Below are 19,293 nucleotides of genomic sequence, written 5' to 3' on the forward strand. Positions count from 1 at the left end.
TCTGAAAATGAGGGTACGTTAGTCATAGAGTTGTAATATGAGTGATGTTTTGTAATATGCCTGACACATGTCTGACTTGTCGGTTCGATATACTCTAGAAATGGGTAATAAAGTTATTTACAAAAAGGAGTATTATTTTGAAAATTAGAAATATTATTGGTTTTACGGCAGTTATACTTTGCTTATTAGGTGGTTCGGTTTCTGTTAGTGCAACATCTATCAGTGATTTAAAAAAACAAGAATCAGCTGCACAAGAGAAAGTAACAACTGCTAATTCAAAAATTTCAAAGTCATTAACGAGTATTAATGATGAGTATGCAAAAATTGATAAATTAAATCAAGAAATTTCTGATAAAGAAAAGAAAATTGGTTCACAAGATAAATCAATTGGTAATGAACAAAAACAATTAGATACACGTATTGAAAATGCTAAAGATAGATTAAGAAGTCTACAAGTTAATGATTCAAGTAGTAAAATGGTAACGGCTATTCTTGAAGCAAAGAATGCTGGTGATTTTATTAGCCGTGTTTACGCAGTTTCTGTTTTACAATCTGCTGATAACAAAACGATGAAAGATGTTGCGTCTAATATCAAAACCATGGAAGATGCTAAAGCGCATTTGGAATCTGAACAAAAATCATTGAAATTAAAACAATCTGAAACAAAACAAGAAACAAAAGAAATGAATAAACAATTAGCAGCGTTAAAAGATACTTTAGGTGACGCAAAGAAAGATTTAGCCAAAGTAACAAAGGCTAAAGATGCTGAGTTATCAAAAAAAGCAAGAGAAGCAAAGGCTAAAGCTGATGCTAAGGCAGCAGCAGCTGCTAAAAAAGAAGCAGCTAAAAAGGCTGAAAGTGATGATTCATCAGATAAAAAAGGAAGTACTGACCAAAAAGCAAGCAACGATACTTCTGGCAAATCAACTAAGAAAACGTTACAAATGGTCGCAACGGCTTATTCAACAAATGCACCAGGGATGGGAACTCATGGATCATATGGGTTAAGTTTGTTAACTAATCCACAACAAATTGCTGTGGATCCTTCAGTTATTCCGCTAGGAACTGTTGTCTGGGTATCTGGTTATGGTGTTGCGATTGCTGGCGATACAGGTTCAGCAATTAAAGGAAACCGAATTGATGTGCATTTTATCTCAAATGCAAGATGTTACACATGGGGTAAAAAGACAGTTACTGTAAAAGTTTTAGAATAAAGATATGAAAAAAGGTCTGCTAAATTTATTTTTAGCAGACCTTTTTATTTATTTAAATATCTTTTTGCATATGATGATAGTCATGACCACTAATAATCATGTTACCAACAGTTTTAAAGCCCATTTTTGTGTATAACTTTTCTGCTTTAGGATTTGCAAAGTCGACGTTTAAGCCAATCTTTGTTTTTCCAGCTGCACGGGCAATCTCGGGAAGAGACTCTAGAAGTTTTGTGCCGATGCCTTGTCCTTGGAAATCTGGTGAAACAGCAAGGGTATCAAGGTACCATTCATTTGGATAAACTTCTGAGTCTGGAAAGAGTTCAGTTGTTTCAGGTAAACCAATTTGTGGGAAAAATTGATTCATAGCAAGATCAAGATGGTCTTCATCTTCATCCGGATAACCAAATGCTATCCCAGCAACCTTACCATCAATATCGGCAATTTGAACACGACCGTAGCTGTAACGGTAGTCTTCTGTTTCAAATGCAAGCTCTAGCACTTTGAATAGGTCGGGTAATGGAATTTCTTGAAGAATAGGAATTTCCATATCTTCTAAAATAATATTCACTAAAGGAACGACCTCGTGTGCATCTTTTTTTGTTGCTCTTCTAATAATCATATAAACCATCCTTTCCTGAATATCTCTAGTGTATAGGGTACTTAAATAATTGTCAAAACAACTAAATTGCTTGCTAAGTGTAGATATGTTATATTATGTTACATCAAAATGTTTTGGGGAGGATATTATGAAAAAATGGCAGTCAATGATCATGTCAATCATGGTCGCATGTGTATTTTTATTATTTTTACATAGTAATCAAGTAAATGCAGCAGAAAAGACGTATACAATCGGGACTGATGTAACTTATGCACCATTTGAATATCAAGCAGAAGATGGTAAATCATATGTTGGTATTGATATGGATATAATGCGAGCCATTGCTAAAGAGGAAGGATTTAAAGTTGATATTAAAGCCTTAGGGTTTAATGCAGCGGTTCAAGCATTAGATGCTAACCAAATTGATGGGGTTATGGCTGGTATGATGATAACTCCAGAACGTCGTGTTAAATTTGATTTCTCAGATAGTTATTATGAAGCTGGGGTAGCTATGGCTGTTGGTAAAAACAGTTCAATTAAATCTTTGGATGATTTAAGAGGGAAAAAGGTAGCGATTAAAGTTGGTACAGCTGCCGGAGAATTCGTAAACTCAATTAAAAAACAATATAATATTACAACAACAACTTTTGATGATTCAAGTAACATGTATGACGATGTTGTGACAGGAAATTCCGATGCGACTTTTGATGATAAACCAGTTTTAGCATATGGTGTTAAGAATGGTATTGAAATGAAAGTAGTTGGTAAAACATATGAAAAAGGTGAATATGGATTCGCCGTTAAAAAAGGGCAAAATAAAGAATTAATAACAAAATTTAATGCCGGGCTAAAGAAACTTAAAGCTAACGGTGAATATAAAAAGATTGTTGATAAGTACACTGGAACGAACGCAAAAAATGCTAACTCTAAAAATTCTCGAACAATTTTAGGTTTATTGAAAACAAATAGTGGCTCATTATTAGAAGGATTTAAACAAACAATGTTATTAACAATTGTGGCTATTGTTTGTGCAACAGTTTTAGGGATTATTTTAGGTATGATGGGTGTTGCGCCAAATAAATGGCTTAATGGGCTTTCAAGTACATTAATTTACATTTTCCGTGGCCTACCGCTAATTGTATTGGCCTTCTTTATCTACATTGGTATTCCTAATTTAACCGGGAGCAAGATTCCAGCATTTGTGGCAGGTATTATAACCTTAACGTTAAATGAAGGTGCGTATACAGCGGCCTTTGTTAAAGGTGGGATTAAGGCTGTTGATAATGGCCAAATGGAAGCTGCTCGTAGTCTAGGATTACCTTATGGAAAAGCAATGATGAAAGTCATTATGCCACAAGGAATTAAGATTATGATTCCATCATTTATTAATCAATTTATTATTACGTTGAAAGATACGTCAATTTTATCTGTTATCGGTATTTTAGAATTAACGCAAACAGGTAAGATTATAATCGCAAGAAACCTTGAAGGATTCAAGATGTGGTTGATTATCGCGGTGATTTATCTCGTTATCATAACGTTATTAACGTGGTTATCTAATTTAGTCGAAAGGAAGATTAAATAATGGCAGCTAAAATTCAAGTTAAAAATTTGAAAAAAAACTATGGTTCAAATGAAGTTTTGAAGGGGTTAGATATTTCAGTTGCAGAAAAAGAAGTTGTCTGCATGATTGGACCTTCCGGTTCTGGGAAAAGTACCTTTTTACGTTGTTTAAATAAATTAGAAGATTTAACTTCCGGTTCAATTATTATTGAGGGGCATGATATAAGTGATCCAAAAACTGATTTAAATGTTGTTCGTCAAAATATTGGCATGGTATTTCAACATTTTAATTTGTTTCCACATTTAACCGTTCTTGAAAATATTATTTTAGCGCCTGTTGAATTAAAAAAAGAAACAAAAGAAGAAGCAACTAAGGAAGCAAAACGTCTTTTATCCCAAGTTGGTTTGAGTGATAAAGCAGATGCTGCACCTGCTTCGTTATCTGGTGGTCAAAAACAACGTGTCGCAATCGCACGCGCACTTGCAATGAAACCAGATATTATGTTATTTGATGAACCAACGTCTGCACTTGATCCAGAAATGGTTGGGGATGTTTTAGATGTTATGAAACAACTTGCGAGGGATGGTATGACAATGGTTGTTGTCACACATGAAATGGGTTTTGCTAAAGAAGTGGCTGATCGTGTGGTCTTTATGGCTGATGGTTACATTTTAGAAAGTAGTACACCAGATGAAATATTTAGTAATCCGCAAAATGATAGAACAAAAGATTTCTTAAACAAAGTTTTAAATGCATAAAAAGTGCAAACTAATTAAATCTTTCGGCCTTTCATTAATTTTTGGTGGGGCAAGCATTGTAAAAGGTCCTAATCACTTCGCGTGGTGGTTAGGATTTTTTATGTATAGTTACTAAAAATTAGGATGTTTACGATGATTTGAATTGAAAAAAGCTTTTTAGCAAAGGAGAAAAGTAAAATTATGAAAGCAATTGTTGTTAATGAAGCAGGAGGAACAGATAAGCTTATTTACCAAGAGGTAAATTTACCTAAAATAAAAGCTAACTGGTCCTTAATTAAAATAAAAGGGTTTGGTATCAATAGATCGGAGATTTTTACGAGAGAGGGAAAATCGCCAACTGTTTTGTTTCCTAGGGTTTTAGGCATTGAATGTGTGGGTGTTGTTGAAGAAACGAGCGATCCTGAAAGATTACCTATAGGGAAAAAAGTTATTTCCATTATGGGAGAAATGGGACGCGCATTTGATGGCAGCTATGCTGAATATGTAGCATTACCAAATAACCAAATATATCCAATAACAACAAATATATCTTGGAAAGAACTTGCGACTATTCCTGAAACGTACTATACAGCATTTGGTTCAATGAAAAACTTAAAAATTACAAAAAAAGATAAAATTTTAGTTAGAGGCGCCACAAGTGGAGTAGGTATTTCATTTCTTAAATTGTTGAAGGCCAGATATCCTGATATTGTAATTGATGGTACTAGTCGGAGCCAAGCAAAAAATGAGCAATTATTGTCCGCTGGTTTTAATGATGTAATAATAGATAAGACTGGTGTATTAGAGACTGAAAAGAAGTATGACAAAATTTTAGAATTAATTGGCCCTGCCACTATAAAAGATAGTTTTCAACATTTAAACGAAGGAGGCATTTTATGTAGTACGGGACAATTAGGAGGTAAATGGTTTTTAGAAGAATTTGATCCGATTATAGATATCGAGAAAAATAGTTACCTCACTAGTTTTTACTCTGACAATGTCAGTCAGGATAAATTGAATGATCTGTTGGACTACATTTCAAAATATGATGTTGATGTGAAACCAGAAAAAAACTTCAAACTAAGTGAAGTTCCTTTAGCGCATGCTTACTTACAAAATCAGGATAGTTTTGGGAAAGTAATCGTGTTACTAACAACTGAATAAAGATAAGTACCAAATTGGTTAGCGACGTATTATGGGTTTCATAATTGATAGTTGGAGAGTAACAGGGCTGATTGATTACGTAACAAAAGTCTTATGGCTTTTGTTTTTTTCGTTGTAAAAAAACTGTTATTGGTAATAGTTTTTAAACTACTATCAACAACAGTTTTTATAGACTTATTTTTTCTAATTAATTACACTTTTTAGTCTCAATCGATTTATTTTTCAGCTAACTGTTCAAGAATAGCTAAGCCAACACCATCTTCAGAATTTGTTTTTGCTGAATGATTGGCAATACGTTTTACCTCGTCGTGGCCATTTTCCATGGCGTAACTGACGCCTGCAACTTTTAACATAGAAACATCATTTAAGTTATCTCCAATTGCCATGACATCTGACATTGGGATATTAAGTTCTTTAGCGAAAGCTTGGAGTGCAATCCCTTTTTGGGCATTTACGTTGTTAATTTCAAGGTTAGTAGGTGCAGAAGAGGTAACAACAAGTGAGTCTTCTTCTTCAATTTTTGCTTTTAAAGGGAGTAATTCTTCTTGACCATCCATACTGAAAACAATTAATTTAAAAATATCAATTTTTGAATCATCGATGACTGTTTGGTAATCATCAACGTAATTGATATTCATTAATTCAAGACGAGCTGCAGCTAATGAAACAGCCATTTTAAATGGTGTATCTGGATTTGTATCAGAGATTAGACGCGCTACATTTTGAATACGGTTTGCACGATTATCAGAATAAACACCGTTTGAGGTTGTCATTTCAAAGTAAAAATTTTCTTTTTTGAATGTTTGAACTAAAGTTTGAACGACTTTTTTTGAAATAGGTGTTGTACTAAGTGTTTTACCATTTCCATCTAAAACTTCTGCGCCGTTAAATGTAATCATTGGACTATTGAACCCGGCTGCTGTAATTAAAGGTTTAACTTCAGTATAGCCACGGCCAGTAGAAACGATAAAGTGGACTCCTAATGCTTGTGCTTGTTTAATCGCATCGGCGTTTTTTTCTGAAATCACCATTTGATCATTTAGTAAAGTACCATCCATATCTGATGCAATAATTTTTATCATAAATTCAACACTCCTCTAATCTTATTTACTGGTTTCATTTTAACATGAAACCGCTCGATATTTTAATCAAATCATTTATTTTTGTATTCACTAATATGGTAAACTTAATCTGTGAGGTGTTAGACAATGAATATTAATGTCGATAATGATTGGCAACCCATTTTGACCGAAGAGCTTGCAAAATCTAAATATGCTGATTTAGAAACGTTTATTGATAATGAATATCAAAATGAGACGATTTATCCGGAAAAAAATCGCATTTTTGAAAGCTTTGAACTGACCCCATTTTCTGACGTTAGAGTTTGTTTATTGGGACAGGATCCTTATCATGAAAAGCATCAAGCTCATGGGTTGAGTTTTTCTGTTTTACCAGGAGAAAAAATTCCACCTTCTTTACGGAATATGTATAAAGAATTGGAAACAGATTTAGGAATTCCACCAGCTAATCATGGCTATTTGAAGAGTTGGGCGGAGCAAGGTGTTTTGATGTTAAATTCAGTCTTAACTGTAAGAGATGGCGCCGCTAATTCTCATCGTAATCATGGATGGGAATTATTAACAGATGGTGTGATTGAACGATTATCCGAATCTTCACAGACAATTATTTTTGTTTTATGGGGGAAGACAGCCCAAGATAAGATTAAATTAATTGATACAGATCACAATATTGTGATAACATCACCTCATCCAAGTCCGTTATCTGCTTACCGCGGTTTTTTTGGATCGAAACCATTTTCACAAATAAATCAAAATTTAATAAGTCAGGGATTGCCACCGATTAACTGGCAATTACCCAGTAACACTTAATTAGGAGGAAATGATATGTCATTATTTGAAAGTTTGAAAAGCAAAATTGAAAGTAAAAAAATTAAAATAGTTTTTCCTGAAGGGGAAGAAGAACGTATTCTAAGAGCAGCCGTTAAATTAGCAGAAGATAATTTGGCAGAACCTATTTTATTGGGGGATGTTGCAAAAATGAAAGAGTTAGCCACAAAGCTCGATTTAACTCTTGATGGTATCGGTGTAGAATTACTTGATCCTAAACAATATTCTGAAACAGATTTTAATGAGATGAAAACGGCCTTTGTTGAACGACGTAAGGGTAAAAATACACCTGAACAAGCTGAAGAAATGTTACGCGATGTTAATTATTTCGGTACAATGCTCGTTTACATGGGATTAGCTGAAGGGATGGTTTCTGGAGCTGTTCACGCTACTGGAGATACCGTTCGACCTGCATTACAAATTATTAAAACGAAACCAGGCGTGAGTCGGACAAGTGGTGCCTTTATTATGACCAGAAATAATGATACAGAAAAGTATTTATTTTCTGATGCTGCGATCAGTATTAATCCAACTGCTCAAGAATTAGCAGAAATGGCAATTGCAAGCATTCAGACGGCTCGTCTCTTTGATATTGATCCCAAAGTAGCAATGCTTAGTTTTTCAACTAAAGGTTCAGCTAAAGCACCAGAGGTATCAAAGGTAGCAGAAGCAACTGAAATTGCACAAAAACTAGCACCAAATGAAGCGATTGACGGCGAATTACAATTTGATGCTGCTTTTGTACCGAGTGTTGGTGAACAAAAAGCACCTGGATCAAAGGTTGCAGGACAAGCAAATGTTTTCATTTTCCCTGAATTACAATCTGGAAATATTGGCTACAAAATTGCACAACGTTTAGGTGGATTTGAAGCTATCGGACCTATCCTACAAGGATTAAACCAACCGGTTTCAGATTTATCTCGTGGTGCTAACGTAGAAGAAATTTACAAGGTTGGTATTATTACAGCTGCGCAAAGTTTAGAATGAAATGGTGAAATAATTAATGAATATTGAAGTCAGTTCTGTAGAAGAAACACAAGAAATTGCCGAAAAAATTGGACAGCTTGTTGAACCTAATATGATTTTGTTATTGGATGGTGATTTAGGCGCAGGAAAGACAACTTTTGCTAAAGGCTTAGCCGTTGGGTTAGGGATCAAGCGGAACGTTAAAAGTCCAACATTTCCAATTGTGAGAGAATATCGTGAGGGCCGTTTGCCGTTATTTCATATGGATGTTTACCGACTTGAAGGGATGGGCGGCGCAGATTTAGGGTTAGATGAATATTTTAATTCTGATGGTGTGAGTGTTGTTGAATGGTCTGAATTTATTCAGGATGAATTACCAAATGATTGGTTAAAAATTACATTATTGAAAGATGATCATGATGATAATTTACGTACTATCGAATTAGAAAGTAATGGATTACAATATGATAATATGTTGGCCCATTTCAACTAAAAAAACAAGTTAGCTGATAGCCTCTAAATGGGGGTATCAGCTAACTTGTTTTTATTTAACCAATTTTTCGATTTCTGGTTTCATCTTTAAAGGATTAGTCTTAGGTGCATAACGTTTAACAACTTGTCCATCACGATTAACTAAAAATTTAGTGAAGTTCCATTTAATTGAGCTACCCAACACGCCTTGCGTTTCATCAGTCAGGTATTTAAATAGTGGTAACGCATCTTCTCCATTTACATTTTGAATGGTATGCATTGGAAAACTAACGCCATATGTCATACGACAGGTAGCTGCTGCTTGCGCATCATTATCGACTTCTTGATGGAATTGATTCGATGGAAACCCAAGTACCACTAATCCTTGGTCTTGATAATCCTCATATAATTCTTCTAATTGTTTAAATTGTGGCGCAAAACCACATTTAGTGGCTGTATTAACAATTAATAAAGGGTGATCCTTGTACTTTTCTAATGAATAAGTTTCACCATTTTCTAGTGTAACCTGATAATCATAAATTGACATTGTAATTTCCCCCAATTTGGTTTGATTACGGTCATCATATAACAGTTTAAACAGTAGCCCTATTAATGTGCTTAAATTTGATTATGCTGGCTTCACAAATGGTTTTAAAATTTCTTGTCCAAATTCGTGTTCTTGATAGAGTAAGATATTGGCACAAGCAACGGAATCATCTAAGGCATTGTGATGATTTGTTAACGTGATTCCCAATTCATCACAAACCGTATTTAATTTATGATTTGGAAATTCTGGGAATAATTTACGACTTGTTCTAACCGTATCTAACAATAAAAATTGGGGTGTCTCTAATCCATAATAACCCAATGTATTATGCAAAATACTGTTATCAAAGGGGGCATTATGTGCCACGATTAAACTATTGTTCTGGAAAAGTGGCGAAATATGTGACCATAGTTCTGGAAACTTTGGTGCAAATTCAACGTCTTCTTCGTGAATACCATGAATTTGAACATTACGCCAATTAAAAGGTGTTTCCGGTTTAATAAGTGAATAAAATTCATCAACGATTTGATTATTTCGAACAACTGTTAAAGCAATTGAACAGGCGCTATGACGCTGATTATTAGCAGTTTCAAAATCCATTGTAACAAAATTCATAATTAACTCCTTTTTAATTCGATATGACTGATAAGGTTATTAAAATACTCGGTCTAATAATGTTAATAAAGTATAACAGTTAGGTTATACAATTAAAAGTCGCTTGTTTGTGCGTTAAAATAGAAAAATAAACATTGAACGTGTTAAACTAGAAGGAATTGCTAAATGTTGAAAGGAATCGAATAAATAATGATAATTGACACTTTTGTAGAACTATTTCCATCTATTAAAATTTTAAAAAATGAACCACTTGCTAAATATACAAATACTGAAACGGGAGGGATGGCTGATCTTTTAGCTTTTCCTGATGCAGTGTCAGATGTTAAAATTTTGGTGAATACAGCCAATGAAAATGGTATTCCTTTAACTGTTTTAGGAAATTCGAGTAATCTAGTTGTGAAAGATGGCGGTATTCGTGGACTTGTAATCATTTTAACGGATATGGATAAAATTGCTGTATCTGGGACGAAAATTATAGCGCAAGCTGGTGCCTCACTTATTGAGACAACAGAAGAAGCTTACCAAGCTGGCTTGACTAATTTTGAATTTGCTGCTGGGATTCCTGGGAGTGTTGGTGGTGCCGTATTTATGAATGCTGGTGCATATGATGGTGATATCAGCCAGGTATTGAGTGAAGTTAGTGTTATTACACGTACTGGTTATGTGAAAACACTAGTTAACGAAGAAATGAACTTTGACTATCGTCATAGTCAAATTCAAGATGATAATGACATCATATTAGAAGCAACCTTTGTATTAAAAGAAGGTAATAAATATGATATCCGTGAAAAAATGGATGAGTTTAACTTTTTACGTGCATCTAAACAACCTTTAGAGTACCCATCATGTGGAAGTGTTTTTAAGCGACCTGATGGACACTATACTGGTGTACTAGTTCACGAAGCTGGGTTACAAGGCTACCAAATTGGTGGCGCACAAGTATCAAAGAAACATGCCGGGTTTATTGTTAATGTAGACGGCGCTACTGCAACAGATTATATGGATGTTATTAAGCATGTTCAAAACGTTGTGTGGGAAAAATTTAAGGTTAGATTAGAAACGGAAGTTAGAATTATCGGAGAAGACTAAAGTAGAAAGGAAGATGGTAAATGCCGCTACTTGAATCGGTTATTGTTTTAGCTGCACTTGTTTTACTATCAAATGTTATCAGTCATTATCTGGTTTCAATACCCGTTGGATTGATCCAGATAGCATTAGGCTTTGTCGTTGCCTTAATTTTTAAAGTCTCAATTGAGTTAGAAACAGATTGGTTCTTATTACTCTTTATTGCGCCACTATTATTTAATGATGGTCGAAAATTTCCAAAACGTGAATTGTGGAAATTAAGAGGTTCCATTTTTGCGAATGCCATATTATTGGTTTTCTTAACAACTGTGGTAGTTGGATTTTTCATTCATCTTTTGATTCCAAAAATGCCATTAGCAGTTGGATTCGCACTGGCAGCTATTTTGTCACCAACGGATCCAGTTGCTGTGCAATCGATTGCTGAAAAAGCAAAATTACCAAGTAATATTTTAAATTTGGTTAGTGGTGAAAGTTTAATTAATGACGCAAGTGGATTAATTGCCTTTAAATACGCGATTGCTGCTGCGGTTACTGGCTATTTTTCATTTGGACAGGCGCTTGGTGATTTTACGTATATTGCGATTGTTGGTTTTATCTCGGGAGCAGTGTTAATGTTGCTGATTTCAACAATACGAGATTTTTTAATGAGGCAAGGGATTAATGATGTTGTTTTTAATACGATATTACAAATTTTAACACCTTTCATCATTTTTCTTTTTACGGAAGAATTTTTGCATGCATCAGGTGTTATTTCGGTAGTTGTCGCTGGCGTTATCTCTAGTATGCGTAAGAATACTTTCGCGACGTACTTACCTGAAATTAAGTTAGTAACTGAAAAAACCTGGGAAATTGTGGTTTATCTCCTGAATGGATTTGTGTTTATTATTCTTGGAATTGAATTACCAATTGCGATGTCAAAGACATTAGAAGATAACAATAGTAGTACTCTTTCGGCTATTATTGATGTTTTTGTCGTCTGGCTCTTTTTAGTCGTGATTCGTGTTGTTTGGACGTATATTAATATGTTATTAATTTCTAAGAAAAATAAATCAAAAAATAAGGCAAAGCCAAGTTGGCGTATTGCGTTAATATCAGGATTTTCAGGTGTTCGTGGTGCAATTACAATGGCTGGTGTGTTAACAGTCCCAACGATAATAAAAACAGGTGCTGCTTTTCCAGAGCGTTCATTAATGTTATTTATTGCTGGTGGCGTGATTATTTTAAGTTTAGTAGCCGCAATTTTGATATTACCTCTTTTAACTAAAGAAAAAGGAATAATGAAAACCAGTAATGAGGTTCCTGATGCTACTTTAGTTGAAGATGAGGATGCTATCATAACTAGTGATAGCGGAGATACGCAGTTCAATGAAAAGCAAGCTCGTATTTATATTATGCGAGTTGCTATTAGTCGCTTGGAATCTGAACGACGAGAATCTAATCAAAAAGTTGCCTATGAATTAATTTTAGAATATCAATTTATGATTCGTCGACTTGAGTTTTCTGATCAGGATGATGAACGATTACGCCAAATTGTTGAGGAAGAAGCAGACATTAGGCGAATTGCTTTAGATGGAGAACTCGAAGCGTTAGATAAAATGAGATTAAAGCAGGCTATTAGTAATAAAAACTATTCAATTATTAGTAAGAAAATTATGAAACAAAAAGCGAAATTAGGTCAAATTAATAATCGGAAAATCTCATTTGTAACGGTTAGAAATATTAATCATGCCTTTGTTCAATTAGGTAAGGTTGTGAGACGGACACTCTATTCTGAAAAAGAATTAAAAATGGTTTATGAACGACGAAATATAGAAAAAGCTTTAGCAAAAGCAGCTATTAAAGCACTATCAACGTATGTTAAAAAATCTGATGATGGCAATCAACAATTTAAGCAGCAAGCTATGTATCATTTGATTGTTTATTATCGTAATCGTATCGAAACATTAAAACGGACCAAAAATATTAATCAAGCCGAATCTGAGGAACAAAGTTACCAACTTAGATTAAAGGCTATTGCGGCTGAACGTTCTGCGATGCAGGAATTGATGGAACGAGGCTATATTACATGGTCATTAGCGTCAAGTTTACGTGAATATATTAATTATTCTGAAAATGTTATTATGCTTTCTGAAGAGGACTAAAAAATAGGTGTAACTCGCAATTTATATGCGAGTTACACCTATTTTATTGTTTTTCTATAGACTTCTAAGCAAATGATAATAACTAGTTGGACTATTGTTAGTAAAACGACAAAAGCTAACATTTTAATTGTCCACATATCGGCAATCAATTTTAATGTTAATTTTGGTGATGTTAGTAGGTAAACAGTGTGTAATCTTAAAAAACGACCAATATAGACACCGACAGATGACAAAATAGTTAGGCCAAATATAACGACATAACGAAAATAATAAGGTGTTAAGTGTAGTCGTTCTTTAATTTGGTCGGCAATTTGAGAAAATCCAACGAGTGCAAGTAACGTACATGATAAGGTACTTACCAACAAATAAGTATAGTTTAGCCACATATGAATATCTAATTTAATTAATCCTGTCATTATGTCATAGGGATGCAGTAAGCTTAAATGAAAAATATCAGTTAATAGGTAAGGCGCGTTCGGATAAAAGAATAGCCAAGCTGCTGTTAACAGCCAAAAATAAGTATTTGATAATTTATCTTTGATGTGAAAAGCTAATTCAATTGGCAGATAACCTAAAAATGTATTTAAGAGTAAAAAATTAAAAGGTGATTGTTGGTTGTAAACGAATAAGTAAATAATAATTAAGTAACATATAAAAAATAATCTGATACCGTGCTTTACATTTGTATTTATCATAATGGTCATCCTTTTCTATAGTAACTTCAGTGTAGCAAAAAATGAGATGAAATCAAATTAATAATCCGGTAGATAATAGAAAATATGGCGGGATGAGGAAACAAATCTAACAACGTGGTATAATAAAACGGTTAATAAAATAGAGGAGGCCGAGTGATGTCCATTAACTGGGGTGGTCTTGTAACGTGGGGGCATATGGTCAATATACTAGATATTATCGTTGTCTGGTTTGTTGTTTATGAACTCATGGTACTTTTACGAGGAACAAAAGCGGTTCAACTTTTTAGAGGAATCATAATTATTGTTGTGATTAAGCTAATTAGTGTGGTCGTTGGGCTACAAACTGTATCTTGGATTATGGATCAAGTTATCAATTGGGGTGTTATCGCCATGGTTGTTATTTTCCAACCGGAAATAAGACGTGGATTGGAACATCTTGGTCGTGGATCATTTTTTTCAAGAGGTAAACAGAAAAACAAAGACGAAGAACATATGATTGCTGGACTAGACTCAGCTATTCAATATATGTCAAAACGTCGAATTGGGGCATTAATTACTATCCAAATGAACACTGGATTGGAAGATTATATTGAAACCGGAATTGCATTAGATGCTGAAATTACGGGTGCATTATTAATCAATATTTTCATTCCCAATACACCATTGCATGATGGCGCGGTAATTATTAAAGATAATAAAATAGCTGTTGCGGCGGCTTACTTACCATTATCTGAAAGTAACTTAATTCCAAAAGAATTAGGAACTCGGCATCGTGCTGCAGTAGGTATCAGTGAAGTAACCGACGCAATTACGATTGTTGTGTCAGAAGAAACAGGTTCAGTGACAATTACGCGAAATAACGAACTTATTCGTGATTTATCACAAGAAGATTACCTTAAATTATTGAATACTGAATTAATTAAAGATGATGAACCTAAAAAGAACAACCCTTTCTGGGAATTTTTTGAACATTTCGGGCGTAAGGGGGATAAAAAATGAATCTAAATAAATTTTTTAATAGTCGCTCATTTTTTATTGGAACCTCTTTAATTTTAGCAATTTTATTATTTGTTTATGTTAATTATGATCAGTTAGCAAATACAAATAATTTTTCCGATTCAAAAACAACGAGTCTAGTTGCAAATGAATCAAAAACGATTGAGGCTGGCCTACAAATTACGGCCGATAGTGATAAATACTTTATTACTGGATATCCTAAAAATGTAAAATTAACATTGGACGGTCCTGGCGCTTTAATTACAACAACTGTGAATACACAAAACTTTAGAGTGTTTGCTGATTTAAAGGGTTTAAATCCTGGAAAACATGTTGTTAAGTTACAAGCAGAAGGATTAAACAAAGAAATTAGTTATAAAATTAGTCCCGCTACAATTTCTGTTAATATACAAAAACGTAAGACAACGACATTCCCTATTCAGGTGAAATTTAATGAACGTCGTTTAGCGCAAGGGTATAAGAGTGGGACGCCTGTTTTAGATAATAATACGATTTCTGCATCCGGTGCGGAAGGCGATGTGAATGCTATTTCAGAAGTGGTTGCACAAGTAAATGTCAGCAGCAATCAGATCAAGTCAACAATTTCACAAGAAGTCTTACTTGAGGCCTTAGATGTAAATGGTAAAACTTTAAATGTCGTCATGACCCCATCAACAGTCGGTGTTACAATACCGGTTGAGAGTACTAAAACCACTAAAAAATTACCTTTGAATTTTGTTTCAAGTGGAACTGGCGTATCTGGGAAGACGTATAAGTTTTCAAGTGATACAAAACAAGTAACGGTAACGGGTACAGAATCAACCTTAAGCAAATTAAGTAAACTTGATGTTGTGGTACCAATTAATAAGATTAGTGATTCCGTTACGAAAACAATTAGTATCGATTTGGATAAGAATAATTTAATTTCATCAAATCCAGAATCTGTTAAAGTAAAAATTAGTGCTTCTGGTGGAACCGCAGCATCAAAAACTGAAAGTAGTGAAACAACAACTGATCAGACATCGACGAGCTCTGAAACCAGTTCAGAAAGTAGTGAAAGTGCTACTTCGTCTTCATCGACAAGTTCTGATAGTTCAAGTAGTTCAAGTGAATCAACGAACGCATTAAATTAATTAATTAGTGAGGAGAAAATAATGAAATATTTTGGTACAGATGGTGTTAGAGGAATTGCAAATAAAGAACTAAGTCCTGAGTTAGCATTTAGATTGGGACGTTTAGGTGGGTATGTTCTATCAGAGCATGCACAACTTGAAAATAACGATAGACCACAAGTGCTTGTTGCGCGTGATACACGAATCTCTGGTCAAATGCTTGAACAAGCTTTGATTTCAGGGTTATTATCAGTTGGGATTGAAGTACTCTCATTAGGCGTTATTTCAACACCTGGTGTAGCGTACCTTGTACGTGCCCAAAATGCAGTTGCTGGAATTATGATTTCAGCTTCACATAATCCCGTTCAAGATAACGGCATTAAATTTTTTGGTGCGGATGGTTATAAACTATCTGATGAACAAGAAGAAGAAATTGAAGTTTTATTAGAAAAAGATTCTGATGATTTGCCAAGACCAGAAGGTGAAGGCCTTGGAGTATTAGCAGATTATCCAGAAGGTGTACTGAAATATACACAATTTTTGGAACAAACAATTCCTGATGATTTAGAAGGAATTCATGTTGGAATTGATTCAGCTAATGGCGCAACAAGTGGACTTGTTTCACGTTTGTTTGCTGATTTAAATGCTGAATTTGAAACAATGGCAACTTCGCCTGATGGATTAAATATTAATGATGGCGTTGGTTCAACACATCCAGAAGGATTAGCTAAATTTGTAGTTGAAAATAAGCTTGAAGCCGGGATTGCTTTTGATGGCGATGGTGATAGATGTATTGCTGTTGATGAATTAGGTAATATTATTGATGGCGATAAAATTATGTACATTTGTGGATTATACATGAATGAACGTGGTCGCTTGAAAAAAGAAACAGTTGTGACAACTGTTATGAGTAATATTGGACTATACAAAGCACTTGAAGCAGCTGATTTAACATCAGTTAAAACACAAGTTGGTGATCGTTATGTTGTTGAAAAAATGCGTGCTGACGGTTACAACATTGGTGGCGAACAATCTGGACATATTGTATTCTTAGATTACAATACAACTGGTGATGGGATGCTAACTGCTATTCAATTGCTAAATGTTATGAAGAAAACAGGCAAGAAGTTATCTGAATTAGCTGCAGCTGTTCAGACTTATCCACAAGAACTTGTGAATGTTAGAGTGACAGATAAGCAAGCTGCATTAGATAATCAAAAAATTAAAGATAGTATTGCAGAAGTTGAAGCAGAAATGGCCGGCGATGGCCGAGTTCTTGTGAGACCTAGTGGAACTGAAAATTTATTACGTGTTATGGCCGAAGCACCAACAGAAAAAGAAGTTAAAGCTTATGTTGATCGAATTGTGCAAACAGTTCAAACTGAAATGGGCGTTTAGAAATTAAGCGAAAGAGTCATTTGAATGAAAATTCAAATGACTCTTTTTTTATTTTAAAGTTGATTTAAAATATAGACCAATATATTAATTCTTGACAAAAAAATATCAGAAAGGTATATTAATAGATATTGATAAGGGTTACTTGTTTTTTAAACATCTATACCAATTTTAAAATAATAATAAAAAATACATTTAAAAAAAGGATGACATAAACTATGTGTGGAATTGTTGGCGTAACAGGAAAAACGAATACTGTTGAAATTTTAATTAATGGTTTGGAAAAATTAGAATACCGTGGTTATGATTCAGCCGGTATTTTTGTTGATAACAAAACGGGTGAAGATTACCTTGTTAAAGAGGCTGGACGTATTTCGAATTTGAAGTCGGCCATTGATGATAAGGTTCATGGAACTGCTGGAATTGGACATACGCGTTGGGCAACACATGGCGTACCAAGTAAATTTAATGCCCATCCTCATGTTTCTGAAGATGGCCGCTTTTACCTTGTACATAATGGCGTTATCACTAATTTTTCTGAGTTAAAAGAACAATATTTAAAAGACGTAAATTTTGTTAGTGAAACAGATACTGAGGTTGTTGTTCAATTAATTGGATATTTTGCAAATAAAGAAAATTTAACTGCTAAACAAGCATTCAAAAAAGTTTTATCATTACTTGAAGGTTCTTCATATGCTTTCTTGATGATGGATCGTGAAGAACCAGAAACATTGTTTGTGGCTAAGAATAAGAGTCCTTTATTAATTGGTGTTGGGGATGGCTTTAATGTTGTCTGCAGTGATGCCATGGCAATGTTGAAAGAAACACATGACTTCATTGAACTCATGGATGGTGAAATGGTTATTGTTAAACCTGACTCTATTGAAATTGAAAATAAAGCTGGTGAAGCCGTATCACGTGATTCATATCATGTTGAAATGGATGATAGCGATTCAGAAAAAGGCGCATATCCATTCTACATGCTAAAAGAAATCGATGAACAACCAGCTGTTATGCGACGTTTATTGAGTGAGTATGTTGAAAATGAAGAAACTGTTAAAATTGATGATAGTATTTTAAACGCAATGAAAGCTGCTGATCGCATCTATATTGTTGCTGCAGGGACAAGTTACCATGCCGGATTAGTTGGAAAAGAATTATTTGAAGGTTTAGCTAATGTACCAACAGAAGTACATGTTGCTTCAGAATTTGGTTATCATATGCCATTACTTTCAGAAAAACCATTCTTTATTTTCTTATCACAAAGTGGTGAAACAGCTGATAGCCGTCAGGTTCTTGTAAAAGTTAACGAAATGATGTACCCAAGTTTAACAATTACAAATTCAGCAAATTCTACACTTTCTCGTGAGGCAACATATACGTTATTATTACATGCTGGTCCTGAAATAGCAGTTGCCTCAACTAAGGCATATACAGCTCAAATTGCCGTTGAAGCACTTTTAGCAAAAGCGTTAGGAACAGTTACAAAACAAACAAAAGCTCTTAATTTTGATGTTTATCATGAATTAACAATGGTTGCAAATGCTATGCAAGCTATGGTTGATGATAAAGACTCAATTAATGACTTAGCGAAAGAATTCTTAAGTGAAACGCGTAACGCTTTCTATATTGGTCGTGGTATTGATTACGATGTTTCAATTGAAGCTGCACTTAAATTAAAAGAAGTCTCTTATGTTCAAACGGAAGGTTTTGCATCTGGTGAATTAAAACATGGAACTATTGCCTTGATTGAAGAAGGCACACCAGTTGTAGCTATTATTACTGATAAACCGACTGCAAGTCATACACGAGGCAATGTTCAAGAAGTCTTGGCTCGTGGAGCAAATACAATTATCATCTCAACAGAGACATTAGCAAACGAGGGTGATCAAATTGTATTACCAGATGTTTCTGACTTATTAACACCGTTAGTAAGTATTGTGCCTGCACAATTATTGGCTTACTATACAAGCCTAAACCGTGGCTATGATGTTGATAAACCTCGTAATTTAGCTAAGAGTGTTACTGTCGAATAAGATAGATTGAAGAAATGATATTACCTGTTTAAGGGTAGTATCATTTTTT

At 34.3% G+C, this 19,293-nt stretch carries 18 protein-coding genes; 13 read left to right on the top strand and 5 right to left on the bottom strand.

The genetic code is table 11. From position 1 onward, the window contains the following. Positions 1–137 precede the first annotated feature (137 nt). Positions 138–1,214 carry a 3D domain-containing protein gene (locus AC1RPK_RS04960; RefSeq protein WP_481761440.1) on the top strand — a complete coding sequence of 359 codons (1,077 nt, stop codon included), beginning with the start codon at positions 138–140 and terminating at the stop codon, positions 1,212–1,214. A 52-nt stretch (positions 1,215–1,266) separates the two neighbouring features. On the opposite strand, the gene AC1RPK_RS04965 is transcribed toward AC1RPK_RS04960, so the two are convergent. Then, positions 1,267–1,830 carry a GNAT family N-acetyltransferase gene (locus tag AC1RPK_RS04965; protein WP_481761624.1) on the bottom strand — a complete coding sequence of 188 codons (564 nt, stop codon included), beginning with the start codon at positions 1,828–1,830 and terminating at the stop codon, positions 1,267–1,269. Between the two features lie 130 nt (positions 1,831–1,960). Here AC1RPK_RS04965 and AC1RPK_RS04970 point away from each other — a divergent pair, with 130 nt between their 5' ends. The 3 genes from AC1RPK_RS04970 (at position 1,961) to AC1RPK_RS04980 (ending at position 5,277) form a co-directional block, all read left to right on the top strand. Next, positions 1,961–3,397, top strand: coding sequence for an amino acid ABC transporter substrate-binding protein/permease (locus AC1RPK_RS04970; RefSeq protein WP_481761439.1), 1,437 nt, complete (start codon positions 1,961–1,963; stop codon positions 3,395–3,397). Then, complete coding sequence (locus tag AC1RPK_RS04975) at positions 3,397–4,134, top strand: amino acid ABC transporter ATP-binding protein (RefSeq protein WP_481761438.1); 738 nt, start codon at positions 3,397–3,399, stop codon at positions 4,132–4,134. The genes AC1RPK_RS04970 and AC1RPK_RS04975 overlap by 1 nt, the downstream gene beginning before the upstream one ends. A 180-nt stretch (positions 4,135–4,314) precedes the next feature. Then, positions 4,315–5,277 carry a zinc-binding dehydrogenase gene (locus tag AC1RPK_RS04980; RefSeq protein WP_481761437.1) on the top strand — a complete coding sequence of 321 codons (963 nt, stop codon included), beginning with the start codon at positions 4,315–4,317 and terminating at the stop codon, positions 5,275–5,277. Positions 5,278–5,492: 215 nt separating this feature from the next. Here the strand turns inward: AC1RPK_RS04980 and AC1RPK_RS04985 are convergent, their stop codons facing one another. Further along, positions 5,493–6,359, bottom strand: coding sequence for a Cof-type HAD-IIB family hydrolase (locus AC1RPK_RS04985; RefSeq protein WP_481761436.1), 867 nt, complete (start codon positions 6,357–6,359; stop codon positions 5,493–5,495). A 126-nt stretch (positions 6,360–6,485) separates the two neighbouring features. Here AC1RPK_RS04985 and AC1RPK_RS04990 point away from each other — a divergent pair, with 126 nt between their 5' ends. The 3 genes from AC1RPK_RS04990 to tsaE are packed head-to-tail and all read left to right on the top strand — an operon-like array spanning position 6,486 to position 8,643. Continuing rightward, positions 6,486–7,166, top strand: a complete 681-nt coding sequence (locus tag AC1RPK_RS04990; RefSeq protein WP_481761435.1) for a uracil-DNA glycosylase — start codon at positions 6,486–6,488, stop codon at positions 7,164–7,166. 15 nt (positions 7,167–7,181) lie between these two features. Further along, positions 7,182–8,171, top strand: a complete 990-nt coding sequence (pta, locus tag AC1RPK_RS04995; RefSeq protein ID WP_481761434.1) for a phosphate acetyltransferase — start codon at positions 7,182–7,184, stop codon at positions 8,169–8,171. Positions 8,172–8,187: 16 nt separating this feature from the next. Further along, positions 8,188–8,643: a tRNA (adenosine(37)-N6)-threonylcarbamoyltransferase complex ATPase subunit type 1 TsaE gene (gene tsaE, locus AC1RPK_RS05000; RefSeq protein ID WP_481761433.1), complete on the top strand. Its 456-nt coding sequence runs from the start codon at positions 8,188–8,190 to the stop codon at positions 8,641–8,643. 51 nt (positions 8,644–8,694) lie between these two features. Here tsaE and AC1RPK_RS05005 read toward each other — a convergent pair whose 3' ends face one another. Then, positions 8,695–9,168, bottom strand: a complete 474-nt coding sequence (locus AC1RPK_RS05005) for a glutathione peroxidase (protein WP_481761432.1) — start codon at positions 9,166–9,168, stop codon at positions 8,695–8,697. An 81-nt stretch (positions 9,169–9,249) separates the two neighbouring features. After that, positions 9,250–9,783 (bottom strand): 3'-5' exonuclease, encoded by a 534-nt coding sequence (locus AC1RPK_RS05010; protein ID WP_409022237.1) that lies wholly within the window; start codon positions 9,781–9,783, stop codon positions 9,250–9,252. A gap of 189 nt (positions 9,784–9,972) precedes the next feature. On the opposite strand from AC1RPK_RS05010, the gene murB reads away from it, so the two are divergent. Both murB and AC1RPK_RS05020 read left to right on the top strand, forming a co-directional pair. Further along, the gene (murB, locus tag AC1RPK_RS05015; RefSeq protein ID WP_481761431.1) at positions 9,973–10,872 is read left to right on the top strand and encodes a UDP-N-acetylmuramate dehydrogenase; all 900 of its coding nucleotides are present in this window, start codon (positions 9,973–9,975) and stop codon (positions 10,870–10,872) included. Positions 10,873–10,892: 20 nt separating this feature from the next. Further along, positions 10,893–13,010, top strand: a complete 2,118-nt coding sequence (locus tag AC1RPK_RS05020; RefSeq protein WP_481761430.1) for a cation:proton antiporter — start codon at positions 10,893–10,895, stop codon at positions 13,008–13,010. 38 nt (positions 13,011–13,048) lie between these two features. Here the strand turns inward: AC1RPK_RS05020 and AC1RPK_RS05025 are convergent, their stop codons facing one another. Then, positions 13,049–13,705, bottom strand: a complete 657-nt coding sequence (locus tag AC1RPK_RS05025; RefSeq protein ID WP_481761429.1) for a DUF1361 domain-containing protein — start codon at positions 13,703–13,705, stop codon at positions 13,049–13,051. Positions 13,706–13,861: 156 nt separating this feature from the next. On the opposite strand from AC1RPK_RS05025, the gene cdaA reads away from it, so the two are divergent. The 4 genes from cdaA (at position 13,862) to glmS (ending at position 19,244) form a co-directional block, all read left to right on the top strand. Continuing rightward, entirely contained in the window at positions 13,862–14,704 is an 843-nt protein-coding gene (cdaA, locus tag AC1RPK_RS05030) for a diadenylate cyclase CdaA (RefSeq protein WP_409022241.1), read from the top strand. Further along, positions 14,701–15,834 carry a CdaR family protein gene (locus tag AC1RPK_RS05035; protein WP_481761428.1) on the top strand — a complete coding sequence of 378 codons (1,134 nt, stop codon included), beginning with the start codon at positions 14,701–14,703 and terminating at the stop codon, positions 15,832–15,834. The genes cdaA and AC1RPK_RS05035 overlap by 4 nt, the downstream gene beginning before the upstream one ends. Positions 15,835–15,855: 21 nt before the next feature. After that, positions 15,856–17,211 (top strand): phosphoglucosamine mutase, encoded by a 1,356-nt coding sequence (gene glmM, locus AC1RPK_RS05040; RefSeq protein ID WP_409022243.1) that lies wholly within the window; start codon positions 15,856–15,858, stop codon positions 17,209–17,211. Between the two features lie 215 nt (positions 17,212–17,426). After that, entirely contained in the window at positions 17,427–19,244 is a 1,818-nt protein-coding gene (gene glmS, locus AC1RPK_RS05045; RefSeq protein ID WP_481761427.1) for a glutamine--fructose-6-phosphate transaminase (isomerizing), read from the top strand. The last annotated feature ends 49 nt before the right edge of the window (positions 19,245–19,293 follow it).

This window comes from Dellaglioa sp. CoH-55-MRSF-6 (assembly GCF_056782215.1).

Coding starts and splice junctions, on each gene's coding strand:
- AC1RPK_RS04975 (WP_481761438.1), top strand. CDS start 3,397: ATGGCAGCTAAAATTCAAGTTAAAAATTTGAAAAAAAACTATGGTTCA.
- murB (WP_481761431.1), top strand. CDS start 9,973: ATGATAATTGACACTTTTGTAGAACTATTTCCATCTATTAAAATTTTA.
- glmM (WP_409022243.1), top strand. CDS start 15,856: ATGAAATATTTTGGTACAGATGGTGTTAGAGGAATTGCAAATAAAGAA.
- glmS (WP_481761427.1), top strand. CDS start 17,427: ATGTGTGGAATTGTTGGCGTAACAGGAAAAACGAATACTGTTGAAATT.
- cdaA (WP_409022241.1), top strand. CDS start 13,862: ATGTCCATTAACTGGGGTGGTCTTGTAACGTGGGGGCATATGGTCAAT.
- tsaE (WP_481761433.1), top strand. CDS start 8,188: ATGAATATTGAAGTCAGTTCTGTAGAAGAAACACAAGAAATTGCCGAA.
- AC1RPK_RS05010 (WP_409022237.1), bottom strand. CDS start 9,783: ATGAATTTTGTTACAATGGATTTTGAAACTGCTAATAATCAGCGTCAT.
- AC1RPK_RS05035 (WP_481761428.1), top strand. CDS start 14,701: ATGAATCTAAATAAATTTTTTAATAGTCGCTCATTTTTTATTGGAACC.
- AC1RPK_RS04980 (WP_481761437.1), top strand. CDS start 4,315: ATGAAAGCAATTGTTGTTAATGAAGCAGGAGGAACAGATAAGCTTATT.
- AC1RPK_RS05005 (WP_481761432.1), bottom strand. CDS start 9,168: ATGTCAATTTATGATTATCAGGTTACACTAGAAAATGGTGAAACTTAT.
- AC1RPK_RS04990 (WP_481761435.1), top strand. CDS start 6,486: ATGAATATTAATGTCGATAATGATTGGCAACCCATTTTGACCGAAGAG.
- AC1RPK_RS04970 (WP_481761439.1), top strand. CDS start 1,961: ATGAAAAAATGGCAGTCAATGATCATGTCAATCATGGTCGCATGTGTA.
- pta (WP_481761434.1), top strand. CDS start 7,182: ATGTCATTATTTGAAAGTTTGAAAAGCAAAATTGAAAGTAAAAAAATT.
- AC1RPK_RS04985 (WP_481761436.1), bottom strand. CDS start 6,359: ATGATAAAAATTATTGCATCAGATATGGATGGTACTTTACTAAATGAT.
- AC1RPK_RS05020 (WP_481761430.1), top strand. CDS start 10,893: ATGCCGCTACTTGAATCGGTTATTGTTTTAGCTGCACTTGTTTTACTA.
- AC1RPK_RS05025 (WP_481761429.1), bottom strand. CDS start 13,705: ATGATAAATACAAATGTAAAGCACGGTATCAGATTATTTTTTATATGT.